Genomic DNA, 18037 nt, shown 5'->3' on the forward strand with positions numbered 1-18037 from the left:
GATGACATTCGAATATTATTCATTTAAAATGTGTACGCAACATCGATTTGTAGCTGTCAAAAAAAAGTTACCCAACATAAAAAGGACCTTGTTCAAGTCATTGACAATTGAACAAGGTCTTTTTTTATGTTTTACTATTAGTCGTCGTCATCTTCGTCATCTTCGTCATCTTCGTCATCTTCGTCATCGTCATCCCTATCCCTTTTTTTCTCTTCTCCTTTGCCCTTACCTTTTCCGTGACCTCTCCCGTTATGCTTTCCCTTCCCTTTATCATGATTTTTCCAATTAGATTCACTCTGCTTTTTTTGTGTTTCAGACTGCTTCTTTACACTTGCTTTTTTAACTGGTACCACAGCCAACGTGTCAAAAGATGAGGTTGGTAGATGATCTAAAGCCTGGTCCATAATTGCCTTGTAAATGACTGTTGCAGTTGTACTACTTGTTGTTGTTAAATAATGAGAAGCATCCGTTTTGTCATAACCTAACCATAACGCACCAACTACATCCTCTGTGTATCCAACAAACCACTGGTCTTTAGTGCCATTAATTCCTTCAATAGGTACTTGAGTTGAACCGGTTTTACCTGCTAGCTGATGCCTTATTAGTTTGGCATTTCTTCCTGTTCCTTGTGTAACGACTTGTTGAAGCATATAGGACATATTATTTGCAACCTCTGGAGTAGTAACAGTTATAGATGTTCCTTCCCATTCGGCTAATACCTTCCCTTTTGAATCGACGATTTTTGTTATGGCATGTGCCTCTGATCTTAATCCATCATTTGCAAAAACAGTATAAGCTTCAGCCATTTCCATTGGTGATACTCCGTTATTTAGCCCACCTAGGGCGACTGAAAGGTTTTTATCCTCACCTGACAATTCTATTCCAAAACGTTCTAAACTATTAAGTCCTTTATTAAGTCCGATTTCATTTAACAGCCAAACAGCTGGAACATTGTCAGAGCTTTTTAGAGCATCAATGAGCGTTACGGCTCCTTTGTATTGACCATTAAAATTTAATGGCTGATATCCCCCAATATTAAGTGGTGTATCTGGTAAAATATCATACATTTCATAACCCGATTCTAAAGCTGGTGTATAAACAGCTAAAGGCTTCATTGTTGAACCAGGCTGTCTTTTCAAATGTGTTGCCCGATTAAACCCTCTAAAAACTGTTTCTCCTCGACCACCTACTAATGCATGAATTCCTCCAGTTTTTGTGTTCATTAAAATTGATCCACTTTGTACTAATTGATCATCAGAACTACTTTCTGGGAAGACTGAATCATTTTTATAAACCTCTTCAACTGCACTTTGCATGGTTTGGTCTAATTCAGTGTAGATATGCAATCCACCAGCTAAAATCTCATTTTGCGTAAGACCATACCTAGAAATCGCTTCATCTATAATATGATCAACATAATATGGATATTTCCCTTCATAAGGATCTAGATCTCTTTTTTGTAGAGTAATTTCAGAAGCGACTGCTTGCTCATGTTCAGGACTTGATATATAACCATTTTCTTTCATCACTGATAAAACTAGATTTCTACGATTGATAGATTGTTCATAATTTTTGACTGGTGATAATCTTGATGGAGCCTTTACCAATCCAGCTAAAGTTGCTGACTCTTCCAACGTCAATTCTTTAACTTCTTTACCAAAATAAGTTTCGGCTGCATTTTTAATTCCCCATGCACCCTCACCGAAATAGATTGTATTCAGATACGTTACAATGATTTCATCCTTTGTAAAAGATCTTTCAATTTTTTGAGCGAGAAAATACTCCTCAAATTTCCGCTTAAAGCTTTGTTCATGTGTTAAAAATACATTTTTGGTTAATTGCTGAGTAATGGTACTTCCACCTTCAACAATTTCGCCTGCCTTTAAATTTTTAAAAAGTGCACGAGAAATCCCTACATAATCCACCCCATTGTGCTTAAAAAAACGTCGATCCTCTATTGAAATAACAGCATGTATTAAATGTTCAGGTATTTCCTCTATGGTAACTCCTTCTATCTTTGAAGATGATATTTTACTAGCAACCTCTCCATCCATGTCATATATAACAGTGGCTTGCGGATAGACGGTTGATAACCCTGACACATCTCTTGAATTAATGTAATAATTGATTCCAAAAATCACAAAAAGTAAAGCTACCATACTTAACAACATGGCTATTTTAAAGAAACCAACTTCCTTCAGGAGGTTTGACTTCTTCTTTTGTTCTCTCATAAAATGTTCCTCCCCCTCATCATTAATCAAGGCTCTTTTCTGAAAGATTGGTTTGTTAATCGAATATTATAGTTTTTGATTGTTTATTTTATGTGAAAAAGTAGTATTGAAGAGAAAAGAGGCCCCTCCAAGATTTCAAATGACTTTTTAAAACAAAAAAAATTTCAACAGTAGCCTTAAACAGTGAGCATACCTATATATATACGTTAGGAAATTAAATTTATGGGGAGTTGATAAAGTATATTTTTATTGAGAGGCTCTTTTCTTAAGATCATTCCTTATAGACCAGTTTTCAGCAGGTAACATTATTTCACTAGATGTTATGGTTATAATTTAGGAAAAAAAGTGCCACTCTACTTAGTGTATTGGTGATTTGTATAGATTTAAAAGCAACCAAGTGACGAAAACAGCAAAAAAGAACGAGATTACTTCATCCCGCCCTTGTTAATCACTCTATATTTAAAAAATTCCAGACCCTTTGTACTAGTTCACTTCTTTCATAGCCCCTATATTGATTAGAGGCCAATTTTATCGGATCTCCGAAGAAGAATCGCTCATACAATGTCTGCCGACCGCCAAAAGCACTTAGTGATAAATCCCATGCAAGGCGATAAAACTTAACACGATCCTCTGCATTAGCTGCTGCAGCCTGTAAATAAGACTCCAAATCTTTCCCAACACTTGATTCAAGATCAGCTTTTGTTGGTATTGATACTAAGCCACTTGCACCAAGAAGCTGAATGATTTCAATAAATCTTGGATATAGTTTTGGGTATAAATTAATTGCAGCATATAACGGTTGTAAAGATGGTACCATTGTGCCAAACTGGTCTATTTTTGCTTGCAATTCAGCCGAATACATCAATCCCTTTAAGGATTCATAACCTGTAATAATCTCACTTATTTTTTCCTGGACATGCTGATATTCACCAATATTAATGATATCAACTAATGATTGTGCAACTCCTAGGATCGTTTCAGTTTTTGTTATCTGCCTTGAAACTACTTGATGAAGCACTAAAGGAAAAAAACTAGTTTCACTGTACATCTTTTTAGCCAATTCTGGGCTATTGTAAAAGAAAACTCTTTCCCAAGGAACTTGCACTTTATTGAAAACAATTATAGTGTCCATCTCTTCAAAACGCGACCCTAGAGGGTGGTCAAAATTTGAGTCTTTATAAGAAAAGGATTCACGACAAATAAACTTTAGCCCTTTGGTATTACTAGGTATCGAGAATGCATAGGCAAATTCCTTAGCTAGATTCTCTCCACCTGCTGGGAAAACGATTATCTCATCAGTAATCCCACCTTGAGTAGCAAGCAGTCGAGCTCCATGGATCACGATTCCTTTTTCATTTTTTTCTATCACTTGTGCAGAGACAATACTTTCATTTAATTCTTCAAAATAATATTTAGACCTATTCACCTGTGGATTTATAAATGTGTGTGTAAAAGAATAATCATTTTCACACGCTTCTTGATAGAAGCTTCGAATATTTTTACTAAAGTCTTCGTTCTCACATTCAAATACATCAGCACCTGCTGATATTGCCATTAATGCGGTATTCATATAATCAGGTGAACGCCCCATCAATCCTAAATGAGCTTCCGCCCATTCTTGAATCATCATTCTTCGTTTAATTAAATCATCTTTTGTTTTAGGATTTAAGTAAGAAGTACCTACTCTATTTCCAGATTCAGGTAAAACGAAGGTCATAACATCTAACTTATCAGACTGATGTTGTAAGTCATATAACCTTGCTTGGCTTTGGATTACCCCCTGAAATGCTGGGTGTTCAGAGATTTTACCTTGTAATCTTTTACCTTCAATCCATACTTCCGAATTTAATTTATCGATTCGCTTAACATATTCTTCTCCATTAATAGCAGGCATTGGGACACCTCTCCTCTTCCATGCTTATATCCCAAATTATGCTGAGTTTTGGTTGTTAGTGCTTTTACAAAGGATGATTGCCGTAAATTAGGTGGTTGTTGAGATAGTTATATAGTCTATATGGCTTCCCTAAAAAAAGAAAAGCGGAAGGCGCTCGTTCATCGGCGACAGGCATAAGGCGAGACTGCTAGAAGGTTGCTCTTTAACCTTCTAGCAGGATTGACTTAGACCTGAGAGCCGATAGCGCCTGGAGCTAGACACTACGCTAAGTATAAAGTTTTTTCATACACCATGGTGCGAATATTTAATTAGCATCATGTCTATCCTGAAAAAACATAGGTTGTAGATTCATTCGTTGCAGTTCACTCGCTTTCCGCAGGGCGTCCGGTAGCCTCCTCTTCGCTTTAGTGGCTCCCGCGGGGTCTCACGTTGCCCGCTGCATCCCGCAAGAGTCGAATGACCTTCCACTCATTCCAACTAAGTAGAAGGTCTATGATTCACTTACACCTTATTTTCGCTCAGGCAACTTGATTATAGAAAGCCTATGATTCACTTACACCATATTTTCGCTCAGGCAACTTGATCATAGAAGGTCTATGATTTACTTCCTCCTCGTTTTCGTCAGGCAACTGAATCATAGAAGGCCTATGGTTTACTTTCTCCTCGTTTTCGTCCAGGCAACTTGATCATAGAAGGCCTATGGTTTACTTGCTCCTCGTTTTCGTCCAGGCAACTTGATCATAGAAGGCCTATGGTTTACTTACACCTTATTTTCGCTCAGGCAACTGGATTATAGAATCTATGAATCACTTCCGTCTTGCCTTACTTTGGCAACTGTTCGAAGCCACTGGAATGACATAAATTCCGACTTACTTACGCAGTATTAAGCAAACCTTTTTATATTTCCATGGTACAAACTTTTATTTGCACAGTGGTCTATTCATAATACATTAACTGGTATATTTTCTTCACTGTTCCTCTCGTGAACTATTAAGCAATCGACATTGACACAAAAAAAATAAACCTATAGTGAAGGTTTTATTAACCATTTTAATTCCTTTTTTTTTCGAATTAAGTCGTTACGGTTTGCATAAATGGCAGCTTGTGTTCTATCTGCTACATCTAATTTACTCAAAATATTACTCACATGAGTTTTCACTGTTTTGATTCCGATAAATAATTCCTCAGCGATCTCCTGATTCGTTAAACCATCTCCAAGGCAGAGCAGTACATCCATTTCACGTTCAGTTAAATCCTGATGGAGTAATTTTTCTTGATTTCTAAAACGGTTCATCATTTTACTTGCAACCTTTGGTTCAATGACTGTTACACCTTGGTAGGCTTTTATGATTGCGTCTGTGATTTCGGTTGCTTTAGCTGTCTTTAATAAATAACTAAATGCTCCAGCTTGAATTGCTGGAAATACTTGCTCATCATCATAAAAGCTTGTAAGAATTATTATCTTTTTATCAGGATAATGTTTCATGATCTCTGTTGTTGCCTCTATACCGTTTCCATTCTCCATTATTAAAACCATTAACACAACATCAGGGTTTAAATTCTTTACTAGTTCAATAGCTTCCTTACCACTTGAACCTTCTCCGACCACTTTAAGATCCGGTTCTGTTTCAAGGAATGCAATAAGTCCTCGTCTAACCATGTCATGGTCATCAACAACAATCACTTTTATCACAATAACTCCTCCATTATATTGGTACTTTTATATTAATATATGTTCCCTGACCTCCTTTTGACTGAACAGTAAAAAGCCCACCAATTTCATCGCAGCGTTCTTTCATCGTTTTTAATCCATAGGAGGTTTTTTTCTCTTCAGCAAGATTAAACCCTATTCCATTATCATCTATATGTAAATATACATAACCATCTTTTTGAAAAATACGAAGTTTAACCTTTGTTGCTTCCGCATGACGCAATATATTTGATAGTGCTTCTTGGATAATTCTAAAAACATGATCCTCCGTTCCTTTTGAAAGACTAGTTATCTCTGAGAGGTTCGTTTCAAATTCTAAATGACATTTTGATTTTAGTTCCTCTACCAGCTTATTTATTCCATCATGTAAACTGTCTCTACCTAAGTGTACAGGCCTTAAATGAAGTAATAACGCTCGCATTTCAACTTGAGCCTGTTCTGATAATTCGGCAATATCTTTAATCATATCCTTACTTTTATCTGAGTTAGATTCTAATAATCTAACAGCAGCTGAAGAGAGCATTCCTATCGCAAATAGTTGTTGACTAACAGCATCATGTAGGTCCCTTGCAAGCCTTTGACGCCCTTCTATTGTTGCAGCCTGGTGCGCTTTTTCCGCCAATTCCGTTTTTTCATCTGCTAGTCTTTGCAATGAATGCACTTGATTTTCAATCTTTTCAGCTAATTGATTAAGAGAGTTTTTAATCCTTGATATTTCATCCTGCTCATGGTCAGTAATTCTTGTTTTGTAATTTCCACGATCTAATACGGTAATGAAAGTTGAAATGTCTTCAAGTCTCTTCTTAAGAGGCTGACTATGAATATAACCAAAATAAATACTTATCGAAATGGAAATGACAAACACATATCCTGTTAACAGAAGGATAGAAGATAAAGTTAAAGGATTATTAGGTAATGCCAAAAGAATAACTTGTAAACCTATAAAAAATAAAATACCAGTCGAAATTGCAGCTATAAAATGAGATTTAATAATAGCTATTCTAATAGTGTTTAATTTATTAAACATTATCGGTACCTCTTTATACTTTGTCAATTTGGATTGAGCCAATTTTCAGACTGATTTCAATCGATAATCTCCTTGTTGCATCATCAAAGTTGGGAGTTTTATAGCTGACCACTCGGTTATGACCATCAGCATTATTCTTTAATATATCTATTGAACCGACCTTAACATATGATTCTACTGAAAACGGAACATCCTCCGGGATTAACATTTTGACATCCCCAATAAGTCCGCCCACTTTGATTTTTGTATCTTTATCTGGAATATATGCCTTACTAAAATCAAATCGGACATCCCCAATTCCTGTCCATACATCCATTGATTCCACAGACCAATCCTCTTTATCAAAGTTTAAAGAACCTATTGGAACTGAATTCTTTTTTCTATTATCCTCTAAACGATTTTTACTAAATAATTTCAAGCCATAGTAAATGATGAATAAAGGCCAAAGCCTCCAGAACATTAAAAAAGTAAAGTGAATAATTTGTAACCTGTCTAGCATTAGAAGTGTCCCAAATAATAGTAAGAAAAAACCAAAAAACCAGTCTTTACCCTTGGTTATTAGTCCTTCTGTCATCCATTTTAGACCAAATAATATGAAGATGATTGGATAAAAAGTGACAAATATATTGTTTATTTCCAAGGAAATGACATTGATATTTACAAGAAGTAACAATGTACCAAACACAATGAGTATTATTGCTGCAACTATTCGACCTATAGTCTTTTCTTTCATCCCCATCTACCCTCTTTTTCCATGTTATACGGTATTTTGACATTTTTAATTAAGACTATTTTCGTAAACCTTGTTTCTTCTGAAGATTCTCTTTAATCACTATGAACTATGTAGAGCGGCATCTTTTCTTCATAAACCACAACGGGTATTGTGTAAAGAAGTAAATTTCACTTGAAAACTAAGTAATTATATAACAACAATTTTTCAGAAAAGAGCCTTAGCTAATATTCTGGAGAAAGTGACTTCTCCTATAAAATATCTATCATATGTTCCATTCTACTTTACATTCCTTTTTTCTAAAACAACCTCTAGTCTGATTTTCCTCAGTCTAGAGACTGAGGAAAACCTTAGGAGCTCTTCGATGTTACCTTCAACCCAATCATACCGATTATGATTAAAATAAGAAGAATATTCTAAGGAGATTCTTTGGTTCTCCAAGAAACAGCATTCCTAAAGTTACTGCACCACCTAGGAGTTTTGCATTCCTCTACAATAAATATATACTATCTAATTTACTATACACTAAAAAGCCCAGGAGTATCAGTTTATGATAACCCCTAGGCTTAATCGCTATGTGTTTTTTATTTTTTAAAACTATACATAAGCGTTGTGAAATACTTTTTTATAATACTTTACTTAAAAATGATTGAGTTCTTTCATGCTGTGGATTTTCAAATATTTCTCTTGGTTCATTTTCTTCAACGATATATCCACCATCCATAAAAATAACTCTGTCTCCAACCTCACGAGCAAAGCCCATCTCATGTGTCACAACAACCATTGTCATTCCTTCTTTAGCAAGCTGTTTCATTACCTCTAACACTTCTCCAACCATTTCGGGGTCAAGTGCTGAGGTTGGTTCATCAAACAACATTATTCTAGGTTCCATAGCAAGAGCTCTGGCAATAGCCACACGTTGTTTTTGGCCTCCAGATAATGAATCTGGATATGCATCAGCCTTATCTGCCAATCCAACCTTTTTCAACAATTCGATCCCTTTTTTACGCACTTCATCTTTTTTTAATTTCTTGACGATCATTGGTGAGAGCATGATGTTTTCAATCACTGTCTTATGTGGGAATAAGTTGAATTGCTGAAATACCATCCCTACATCTGTTCTAATTTTATTAATATCAGTACTTTTAGCCGTTATGTCTGTACCTTCGATAAAGACATGTCCATCAGTTATGGATTCAAGTAAGTTAATGCATCTAAGAAAAGTTGACTTCCCCGAACCAGATGGACCTATAACTACAACAACCTCTTGTGGTTTAATTGTGACATTAATATCTTTTAAAACTTCATTACTTCCAAACGATTTTTTTAAGTTTTTAACTGTAATCATTCCGTTGCCAACCTTCTTTCAAGGCGATTTAAAATGATACTTAGTGTTAGAGTAAGAACTAAGTAGATTAATGCAGCAGTTAAATATGGCTCCCATGCCTTGAAGTATTTCCCCTGCATTGCTCTCGCCCAATACATAATTTCAGGTGCTGCTATAAACGCAATTAACGAAGAGTCCTTAATTAATATGATAAATTCATTTCCAAGAGGAGGAATCATACGTTTAAATGCTTGTGGCAAGATAATATACCTCATAGCTTGAATATGATTCATCCCAAGTGAACGAGCAGCTTCCATTTGCCCTCTATCAATTGATTGAATTCCTGCTCTAAAAATTTCTGCTATATAAGCTGCTGCATTTAATGATAGAGCGAGTATTCCTGCAAAAATTGGATTTGTTTCATTTATAAGTGCGGGTACTAGACCAAAGTGAATTAAGAAAATCTGAACTAATAATGGTGTCCCTCTAAAAAAAGTGATATAGCACTGAAATGGAAAGGCTACAAGCTTATTACGTGATATTTTCCCAAGACCTATAAATAACCCTAAAATGGTTCCAAACAGAATTCCAGCAAATGAGAGTCCGATCGTAAGTAAAGTTCCTTTTAAGAAAAAAGGAGCATACTCCCAAATAATTTCAAGATTAAAGTTCATACTACCTCTCCTAAGCCCAAAAATTGCGTAACTCTTATAAGGTTACGCAATTTTAAGGTTATTTATTATTTTTACTGATTTAAAGCATCCAGATTTGGTTCAGCCCCAAACCACTCTTTATAAATTGTAGAGTATGTTCCATTTTCAATAATAGCTTTTAGTGCATTATCGAAATCTTCTCTGTACTCACTATCTTTAGGGAACATGATACCGTAATATTCTGCTGCAAAATAGTCTGCATCTTCAATGACTACTAGCCCTTGATCAGGATTGTTTTCCACATAAGCTTCAATTACTGTATCATCAGCAACTACCGCTTCAGCACCACCACTTAAAAGTTCTAAAATTGCTAAATTGTTGTTATCGAACTTTTTAATATCTGAGTTGTTTTCTCCTAATAAACCTTCAACTGCGATTGCTCCAGTAGTTGCATTTTGTACAGCAACTACTTTACCTTCAAGGTCGGCTGACGACGTAATGTCACTGCCTTCCTTAACTAAAATTTTATTGTTTGATAAAAAGTATGGAGAAGTGAAATCATATGATTGTTTTCTCTCATCTGTAATTGTAATTGCTGATACACCTATATCCGAAGTGCCTTGTTCAACTTCTATTAACATAGGATCCCATCCTGTGTTTACAATATCAATCTCATAACCAGCTTCTTTTGCTACGGCATTGATAATATCAATATCAAATCCAACAATTTGATCACCCTCTAAATATTCAAATGGTGCATATGCAGCATCCGTTGCTACCTTTAATACTTTGGCTTCTTCTTCGTTTCCGTTTCCTCCACTTGTCCCACATGCTGTCAAAGCAATAAGAAGGATACTTGACAATAATAACAATATACCTTTTTTCATTCGTTCCGCCTCCTGGAATATTAATTGAAAGATTTCTGATAATTATAACTCTAATCATTATAATTGTGAAGTTTTAATATTTAGAACATTATATCAATGTAGACTATTTATTAAATAATCTTATCTTAAGACAAAGATTATAATACTTCAAAATGGTTATTAATTCAACAGGTTGAATAAAAAATCTTTTTTACATTTAATAACAATAGGAGAACTCCATGTGTTTTACTAATATAATAATAAACATCATACAGATATTGTATTTTTATAGACTATTTTAATGACTAAATTTAAATAAAAGAATAAAAATGAAAAGAATGCTAAAATAAGGATATTACTTAATACTAATTAAGTTAGGAGGTTCTGAATTGGAAGAGACCGAACATAAAGCAATTAACCATCGCAAATTATCAAAAGCAACAATCACTAAGAGAGGAATACTTATATTTTTAGGTGCTGTTTTAATGGCTGTAGGATTAGAAATTTTCCTTGTTCCAAATCAAGTAATTGATGGGGGCATCGTTGGAATTTCAATCATATTATCTCACTTAACTGGTTGGAAGTTGGGTTTATTCCTTTTCACTCTTAATGTTCCCTTCTTTTATGTAGGTTATAAATTGATTGGAAAAACATTTGCTATTTCTACACTTTTTGGTGTAACTGTATTAGCAATTAGTACAACCCTCCTTCATCCTGTACCCGTTTTAACTCATGACCCACTTTTAGCATCAGTTTTCGGGGGAATGATCTTAGGTATTGGAGTAGGAATAGTCATTAGATATGGTGGTTCACTAGATGGAACCGAAGTTTTAGCAATCCTCTTTCAAAAAAAGTCACCTTTTTCTGTTGGTGAAATCATTATGTTCTTTAATCTATTCATTCTCGGAAGTGCTGGCTTCGTGTTCGGTTGGGATCGTGCGATGTATTCCTTGATTGCCTATTTTATTGCATTTAAAACAATAGATATTACCATTCAAGGAATTGATGAATCAAAATCGGTATGGATTATTAGTGAAAACTACTATGTTCTTGGAGAAGCAATAATAGCTCGTCTTGGCCGTGGTGTTACATATTTAAATGGTGAGGGAGCATTTACGGGTGATGATAAAAAGGTTATCTTCTGTGTAATAACTCGTTTAGAAGAAGCAAAATTAAAGTCTATAGTAGAAGAAATTGATCCTAATGCATTTTTAGCAGTCGCAAACATAGCTGAGGTTCGTGGTGGGAGATTTAAGAAACGAGATATACATTAAAAGATCCCAATGTCTTACCTGACTTGGGATCTTTTGTTGGTATTACGCTTTTGTCTTGTACCAATTTGCTGCAGCTTGCACTTCGCTTTGTGTCAGTGAATGTCCATTAGTTTCCCAATGAATATCAACAGAAGCTCCTGCTTCCTCAAGAAGCTTTTGTAATTCAATCGATTCTTCTGGTAAACAAAGTGGATCGTTTTTCCCCGCACCAATGAACACTGATGTTCCTTTAAGTTCTGGTAAATCAATTCCTCTTCTCGGCACCATTGGATGGTGAAGAATAGCTCCTTTCAAAGCATTCTCGTGATGAAATAATAAGCTACCAGCTATATTTGCTCCATTTGAATATCCAACTGCAAAAACATTTTCACGGTCAAATCCATACTTTTCCGCCGCTTCATTTAAGAACTCATTTAATTCCTTCGTTCGGAAGACAAGGTCTTCTTCATCAAATACACCCTCAGCTAAACGTCGAAAAAATCGAGGCATTCCGTTTTCAGATACATTTCCACGAACACTTAGAAAACTAGCATTCGGATCTATTAGTCCGGCTAATGGAATTAAATCATTTTCGGTACCACCTGTACCGTGTAATAAAAGTAGTGTTGGAGAATCATGGCTTGTTCCTTCTTGATAGATATGTTTCAAGTGTTTCAGTCCTTTCTATTTATGACTCCTTATTCTCAACTTGAAGTCCAAGTTTTTTAAGAAGTTCAATCATTGTCATCTTCTCTTGATTGTCTAGACTACTAAAGATCCTTGTAATCTCTTCCTCATGCTTTGGAAAAATTTCTTCCATCAATTTCACACCATCTTCAGTAATTGAAGTATACGTAACTCTTCGATCCTTTGGACAAGATATTCTCTTAATTAAGTTTTTATTTTCTAATTTATCAACAACATACGTTATACTTCCACTTGCTAATAGCACTTTCTTACCTATATGCTGGATCGGTTGATCTCCCTTATGAAACAAAAGTTCTAATACAGCAAACTCTGTAGGATTTAAATTATATCTTTTGATATCTTGTTCAACGAGGTCAGAAATTGATCTGTTTGCACGTGATAGGACAATAAACAATTTCAATGCTAAATTCGTATCACTATACCCGTTATCTTGTTTCACAAAAATCATTCCTTTTCAATATCTCGAATTCGAGATAATTGTATAACAGTTACTTATTTCATGTCAAGCCTTGCCTAATAAGAAAAGCCTCAGATCCTAAGGCTCTATTCATCCGAGTCGTTTTTTCGATGATGGTTATTCCTATGATCCCAGTTAGGAATATAGTCATTTTCTTTTAATTTCTCATAAAACTCGTCCATAAGTTCGTACTTTCTATCATAATAGAAATTCTATTTCTCACACATCTTACACTCCTATCAATAGGTTAATTGATGTTAGTGTTAATTAAATCATGGATACTTATTCAACAACTCTACTTTCTTCTTTTAACATATTACTAAGGTTGATGGGGTTTAGAAAAAAGAAGGATGCCATTAGTTGGCATCCAATTTATATCATTATGCTGGGTTTGCTTCGATTTGAAGAGAAATTTTTATTTGATCTCCTACTAATACTCCACCAGTTTCAAGTGCAGCATTCCAAGTTAAACCATAGTCACTACGCTTAACTTTTCCTTCTCCACTAAATCCTGCAACTTCTACACCCCAAGGATTTTTCCCTTGCCCTTCAAAAGTAACTGCAAATGTTTCAGTGTTTGTAACACCATTTAATGTTAATTCACCTGTAACATCATATTCATTTTCGTCTGTTTTTGTAATGCTTGTTGACTTGAATGCCATCGTTGGATGATTTTCAACATCAAAGAAATCTGCTGAACGAAGGTGATTATCTCGGTCTTCGTTACGTGTATCTACACTAGCAAGATCTACAGTAAATTGAATATCTGCAGTTGTTAAATCTGCTAGATCTGCTTCGATTTCTGCATCAAACTTATGAAAAGCTCCCTTTACTGTTGCAAACATCATATGCTTTACTGAAAAGTCAATTCCACTGTGTGTTACGTCAACATTCCACTTTTGCTTAGCCATGTTAAAATTCCCCCATAAAATAGTTTTAATTTAAATATCTTGATTTCAAGATAACTTAATTCAAGCTAAATTATATGATATAGATAAATATCTGTCAACATAAAAGTGTTTAAGACGTAAAGATTCAATGTGATTATTAACACTGCAAATGAAGAATACTCTTATAAGAGTATGAGCCTTACATAAGGAAGCTGTAACCATCTTTTTTCTTATTCCTTTACTTCTGTATTGATTTCAGAATTCAGGGTTAACTCGGGTAGAAGCTTAGTACTGGATAATGTTGATAACTATGTATTGATTCCTTTTTAAGCTTACCCATTACTCTAGAAAAATCCTTACGTTTTTAGACAATGAAAAAAAGACCCATTCAATGAATGGATCTTTCTTAATGTTTAGCGATGTCCTACTCTCGTAGTGGTCGCCCCCCAACTACCATCGGCGCACGAGCTTAACTACCGTGTTCGGTAGGCCGGTTTCCGATGACATTCAGATCTCTGCGTCAGACGATGAATATTTGTTTGCATTAGATTGGCAGCATGAATGTTACTAATAAATGCATTTAAAGAATTTCCAAGAGATGATTTAGATAGATGGATAATCCCAGCTGTTCCAGATGGAGATTATTACTTTTTTATACAAAAGGAATTTAAATGGGGGATTTTGTCTCATCCTTGGGAAAAGACAATTACAGTATGGTATTCTATTTCATTTAATGGAACCAATTTGTCATATAGTTACTCCCATCATTTTAAGCAATTCTGCCATTGATTTGCATAATCAAATATACTATAAAAAAGGCATAATTAATCTTTGGTCTATGCCCTATTTTACATTATCTTATTGCACTAAACTGCTCCGTTAGTACAATAACTTCTACAAAAAAGAATGCTTCTCCTTCTTTAAGGAAAGCTCTCCGTTACTTTAAGTATTAAGACTTCACAAAGGCCTTTATATAGCCTTAATTTACTTTAGTGTTTTTTCTCTACGCTAATTAAAACGTGTTCAGGATTCCGCACCCATACTTTAGGTAAGAAAATATTACTAACCTTCCACCTGTCCAAGATAACGAATTTCTCTTCCGTTTACTATAGCGATTAAAATAGGTCCATGTTTCTCATTAGGTTTATAAATTTTCGTGCCAACAGGTAACTTCGTTGCAGTCCCACTCTCGAACTCTTCTGGTTTTGTGCTTGATTTGTAATTTCGTAATATTGATTACCTAAACTTAATTCTAAATCATTAACCCAACTAATATCATTTTCTTCAGCATTAATATACACAACATCAATTAGGAAAATATCTGCATCCTTATTAGTAGATAATATCTCTTTAACTTCGGGGCTTCTAGGGCTTAATTTATTAGGCTCAATACCTATCTTTTGGTTGATTATTGCATGAATACAAAAATAAAGAAAAAGTTACTATTGTCAATAAATAATATTTATTCATTCAATAACTCCTTTTTTTCTGATTATATCATTGATTTCCTGGTAGAAACCTGTCTATTGATTTAACAAACCTGACCGTTAGTCAAAAAGCTTTCCTGCTGCTGTTGCAGAAAAGCTACCCTTTACTTTAAGTACACCTCTTCACAAAGTCAGCCCAAAAAGATGTCGTTTTACTACACAGTATAATCAACTTTAAACTTTTTTCGAAAAAACACCGAAAATAAGCGGAAATTTTTCCGCTAATTGCAGATTATAGCTGGTTTTGAGGTAAATAGGGGGAATTTTTACGCTTATATAAAGCAAAATTACCTATTTCAAGCATTTCGAGTTAAATAAGAGAAATTTCGAGACTGTCGATTAATAGGTTAAGCAAATTTAGTTAAGTTGAATTTCTCAAATAATAGACCTATTTGGCTTGATTTTATGTATATTCCACCTGTTTTTACGCATTATTTGCTTTAATTTAACCAAGTTATTCATGTTTTAAACGAGATGGTGAGTTAATCGACAGTCTCATTTCTCCCTCTATTTAAGCTATTTTCAATGCTATTTATTAATTAAGAGGAATTATTCCCTCTATTTTTACTTACTGTCCTATGCATCTCCGACTTGCTTATTTCACATTAATGATTCGTTAGTTTAAGTGTAACACTTTTACATTAAATTACAATTAACTGATGGAATTATCATTGTCCTCGTTCCTCGAAACCTAACCTTATGTATTCCTTTTCTAATTGTACTCATTATTCTAGTATAAACCTTACGGTTTTAAATAAGAAAAAAAGACCCATTCTAATGAATGGATCTTTCCTTAATGCCTAGCGACGTCCTACTCTCACAGGGGGAGTCCCCCAACTACCATCGGCGCTGAAGAGCTTAACTTCCGTGTTCGGTATGGGAACGGGTGTGACCTCTTCGCCATCATCACTAGACTTATGAAAGTTCGCACCTTCAAAACTAGATAACGTTCAGACATTCATTAATATATTGGTTAAGTCCTCGATCGATTAGTATCAGTCAGCTACACACGTCACCGCGCTTCCACCTCTGACCTATCAACCTCGTCATCTTCGAGGGATCTTACTAGCTTGCGCTATGGGAAATCTCATCTTGAGGGGGGCTTCATGCTTAGATGCTTTCAGCACTTATCCCGTCCACACATAGCTACCCAGCGATGCCCTTGGCAGAACAACTGGTACACCAGCGGTGTGTCCATCCCGGTCCTCTCGTACTAAGGACAGCTCCTCTCAAATTTCCTACGCCCACGACGGATAGGGACCGAACTGTCTCACGACGTTCTGAACCCAGCTCGCGTACCGCTTTAATGGGCGAACAGCCCAACCCTTGGGACCGACTACAGCCCCAGGATGCGATGAGCCGACATCGAGGTGCCAAACCTCCCCGTCGATGTGGACTCTTGGGGGAGATAAGCCTGTTATCCCCGGGGTAGCTTTTATCCGTTGAGCGATGGCCCTTCCATGCGGAACCACCGGATCACTAAGCCCGACTTTCGTCCCTGCTCGACTTGTAGGTCTCGCAGTCAAGCTCCCTTGTGCCTTTACACTCTACGAATGATTTCCAACCATTCTGAGGGAACCTTTGGGCGCCTCCGTTACATTTTAGGAGGCGACCGCCCCAGTCAAACTGCCCACCTGACACTGTCTCCCATGCCGATTTAGGCATGTGGGTTAGAATTTCAATACAGCCAGGGTAGTATCCCACCGACGCCTCCACCGAAGCTGGCGCTCCGGCTTCTAAGGCTCCTACCTATCCTGTACAAGCTGTACCAAAATTCAATATCAGGCTACAGTAAAGCTCCACGGGGTCTTTCCGTCCTGTCGCGGGTAACCTGCATCTTCACAGGTACTATAATTTCACCGAGTCTCTCGTTGAGACAGTGCCCAGATCGTTACACCTTTCGTGCGGGTCGGAACTTACCCGACAAGGAATTTCGCTACCTTAGGACCGTTATAGTTACGGCCGCCGTTTACTGGGGCTTCGATTCAAAGCTTCTCTTGCGATAACCTCTCCTCTTAACCTTCCAGCACCGGGCAGGTGTCAGCCCCTATACTTCGCCTTGCGGCTTCGCAGAGACCTGTGTTTTTGCTAAACAGTCGCCTGGGCCTATTCACTGCGGCTTATCAGGGCTATTCACCCTAATAAGCACCCCTTCTCCCGAAGTTACGGGGTCATTTTGCCGAGTTCCTTAACGAGAGTTCTCTCGAACACCTTAGGATTCTCTCCTCGCCTACCTGTGTCGGTTTGCGGTACGGGCACCTCTCACCTCGCTAGAGGCTTTTCTTGGCAGTGTGAAATCAGGAACTTCGGTACTTTATTTCCCTCGCCATCACAGCTCAGCCTTAACGATTCGCGGATTTGCCTACGAATCAGCCTTACTGCTTGGACGCGCATATCCAACAGCGCGCTTACCCTATCCTTCTGCGTCCCCCCATTGCTCAAACGGTGAGGAGGTGGTACAGGAATTTCAACCTGTTGTCCATCGCCTACGCCTTTCGGCCTCGGCTTAGGTCCCGACTTACCCTGAGCGGACGAGCCTTCCTCAGGAAACCTTAGGCATACGGTGGAGGGGATTCTCACCCCTCTTTCGCTACTCATACCGGCATTCTCACTTCTAAGCGCTCCACCAGTCCTTCCGGTCTGACTTCACTGCACTTAGAACGCTCTCCTACCATTGTTCTAAAAGAACAATCCACAGCTTCGGTGATACGTTTAGCCCCGGTACATTTTCGGCGCAGAGTCACTCGACCAGTGAGCTATTACGCACTCTTTAAATGGTGGCTGCTTCTAAGCCAACATCCTG

General features: G+C 36.6%; 13 protein-coding genes, 2 rRNA genes and 1 pseudogene (1 of these 16 running past the window's edge). 2 read left to right on the forward strand and 14 right to left on the reverse strand.

Features of this window, described 5'->3' with window-relative positions; translation table 11 throughout:
• Window positions 1-137: 137 nt before the first annotated feature.
• From BK579_RS21410 to BK579_RS21445, 8 genes are all read right to left on the reverse strand, one after another.
• Window positions 138-2231: a transglycosylase domain-containing protein gene (locus BK579_RS21410; protein ID WP_078549065.1), complete on the reverse strand. Its 2094-nt coding sequence runs from the start codon at window positions 2229-2231 to the stop codon at window positions 138-140.
• Between the two features lie 448 nt (window positions 2232-2679).
• Window positions 2680-4125 (reverse strand): 4-hydroxyphenylacetate 3-monooxygenase, oxygenase component, encoded by a 1446-nt coding sequence (gene hpaB, locus BK579_RS21415; protein ID WP_078549067.1) that lies wholly within the window; start codon window positions 4123-4125, stop codon window positions 2680-2682.
• A gap of 1024 nt (window positions 4126-5149) precedes the next feature.
• Window positions 5150-5818, reverse strand: a complete 669-nt coding sequence (locus BK579_RS21420; protein WP_078549069.1) for a response regulator transcription factor — start codon at window positions 5816-5818, stop codon at window positions 5150-5152.
• A 13-nt stretch (window positions 5819-5831) separates the two neighbouring features.
• Window positions 5832-6863, reverse strand: coding sequence for a sensor histidine kinase (locus BK579_RS21425; RefSeq protein WP_078549071.1), 1032 nt, complete (start codon window positions 6861-6863; stop codon window positions 5832-5834).
• Window positions 6864-6876: 13 nt separating this feature from the next.
• Window positions 6877-7596 carry a cell wall-active antibiotics response protein LiaF gene (gene liaF, locus BK579_RS21430; RefSeq protein WP_169891217.1) on the reverse strand — a complete coding sequence of 240 codons (720 nt, stop codon included), beginning with the start codon at window positions 7594-7596 and terminating at the stop codon, window positions 6877-6879.
• Between the two features lie 622 nt (window positions 7597-8218).
• Window positions 8219-8941, reverse strand: coding sequence for an amino acid ABC transporter ATP-binding protein (locus tag BK579_RS21435; RefSeq protein ID WP_078549074.1), 723 nt, complete (start codon window positions 8939-8941; stop codon window positions 8219-8221).
• Complete coding sequence (locus BK579_RS21440) at window positions 8938-9594, reverse strand: amino acid ABC transporter permease (protein ID WP_078549076.1); 657 nt, start codon at window positions 9592-9594, stop codon at window positions 8938-8940. The genes BK579_RS21435 and BK579_RS21440 overlap by 4 nt, the downstream gene beginning before the upstream one ends.
• A gap of 71 nt (window positions 9595-9665) precedes the next feature.
• Window positions 9666-10460, reverse strand: a complete 795-nt coding sequence (locus tag BK579_RS21445) for a basic amino acid ABC transporter substrate-binding protein (protein ID WP_078549078.1) — start codon at window positions 10458-10460, stop codon at window positions 9666-9668.
• A 368-nt stretch (window positions 10461-10828) separates the two neighbouring features.
• Between BK579_RS21445 and BK579_RS21450 the strand changes: the two genes are divergently transcribed.
• Window positions 10829-11713, forward strand: a complete 885-nt coding sequence (locus BK579_RS21450; RefSeq protein WP_078549080.1) for a YitT family protein — start codon at window positions 10829-10831, stop codon at window positions 11711-11713.
• Window positions 11714-11755: 42 nt separating this feature from the next.
• Here the strand turns inward: BK579_RS21450 and BK579_RS21455 are convergent, their stop codons facing one another.
• The 3 genes from BK579_RS21455 to BK579_RS21465 form a co-directional block, all read right to left on the reverse strand.
• Window positions 11756-12361: an alpha/beta hydrolase gene (locus BK579_RS21455; RefSeq protein WP_078549082.1), complete on the reverse strand. Its 606-nt coding sequence runs from the start codon at window positions 12359-12361 to the stop codon at window positions 11756-11758.
• A gap of 19 nt (window positions 12362-12380) precedes the next feature.
• Window positions 12381-12839, reverse strand: a complete 459-nt coding sequence (locus tag BK579_RS21460) for a MarR family winged helix-turn-helix transcriptional regulator (RefSeq protein WP_235848502.1) — start codon at window positions 12837-12839, stop codon at window positions 12381-12383.
• A gap of 398 nt (window positions 12840-13237) precedes the next feature.
• Complete coding sequence (locus BK579_RS21465) at window positions 13238-13768, reverse strand: YceI family protein (RefSeq protein ID WP_078549086.1); 531 nt, start codon at window positions 13766-13768, stop codon at window positions 13238-13240.
• Between the two features lie 508 nt (window positions 13769-14276).
• On the opposite strand from BK579_RS21465, the pseudogene BK579_RS26535 reads away from it, so the two are divergent.
• A pseudogene (locus BK579_RS26535) lies at window positions 14277-14464 on the forward strand (DUF2716 domain-containing protein); the annotation flags it as partial.
• Between the two features lie 398 nt (window positions 14465-14862).
• On the opposite strand, the gene BK579_RS26165 reads toward BK579_RS26535, so the two are convergent.
• The 3 genes from BK579_RS26165 to BK579_RS21480 form a co-directional block, all read right to left on the reverse strand.
• The gene (locus BK579_RS26165) at window positions 14863-15048 is read right to left on the reverse strand and encodes a hypothetical protein (RefSeq protein ID WP_204524748.1); all 186 of its coding nucleotides are present in this window, start codon (window positions 15046-15048) and stop codon (window positions 14863-14865) included.
• Window positions 15049-16032: 984 nt separating this feature from the next.
• Window positions 16033-16148: ribosomal RNA gene (rrf, locus tag BK579_RS21475) — 5S ribosomal RNA — on the reverse strand.
• 55 nt (window positions 16149-16203) lie between these two features.
• A 23S ribosomal RNA gene (locus tag BK579_RS21480) occupies window positions 16204-18037 on the reverse strand; it runs 1120 nt beyond the window's last position.

Source organism: Litchfieldia alkalitelluris, from assembly GCF_002019645.1.
GTDB classification, from domain to species: Bacteria; Bacillota; Bacilli; order Bacillales; family Bacillaceae_L; genus Litchfieldia; species Litchfieldia alkalitelluris.

Coding starts and splice junctions, on each gene's coding strand:
- BK579_RS21440 (WP_078549076.1), bottom strand. CDS start 9,594: ATGAACTTTAATCTTGAAATTATTTGGGAGTATGCTCCTTTTTTCTTA.
- BK579_RS21425 (WP_078549071.1), bottom strand. CDS start 6,863: ATGTTTAATAAATTAAACACTATTAGAATAGCTATTATTAAATCTCAT.
- BK579_RS21435 (WP_078549074.1), bottom strand. CDS start 8,941: ATGATTACAGTTAAAAACTTAAAAAAATCGTTTGGAAGTAATGAAGTT.
- hpaB (WP_078549067.1), bottom strand. CDS start 4,125: ATGCCTGCTATTAATGGAGAAGAATATGTTAAGCGAATCGATAAATTA.
- liaF (WP_169891217.1), bottom strand. CDS start 7,596: ATGAAAGAAAAGACTATAGGTCGAATAGTTGCAGCAATAATACTCATT.
- BK579_RS21445 (WP_078549078.1), bottom strand. CDS start 10,460: ATGAAAAAAGGTATATTGTTATTATTGTCAAGTATCCTTCTTATTGCT.
- BK579_RS21465 (WP_078549086.1), bottom strand. CDS start 13,768: ATGGCTAAGCAAAAGTGGAATGTTGACGTAACACACAGTGGAATTGAC.
- BK579_RS21410 (WP_078549065.1), bottom strand. CDS start 2,231: ATGAGAGAACAAAAGAAGAAGTCAAACCTCCTGAAGGAAGTTGGTTTC.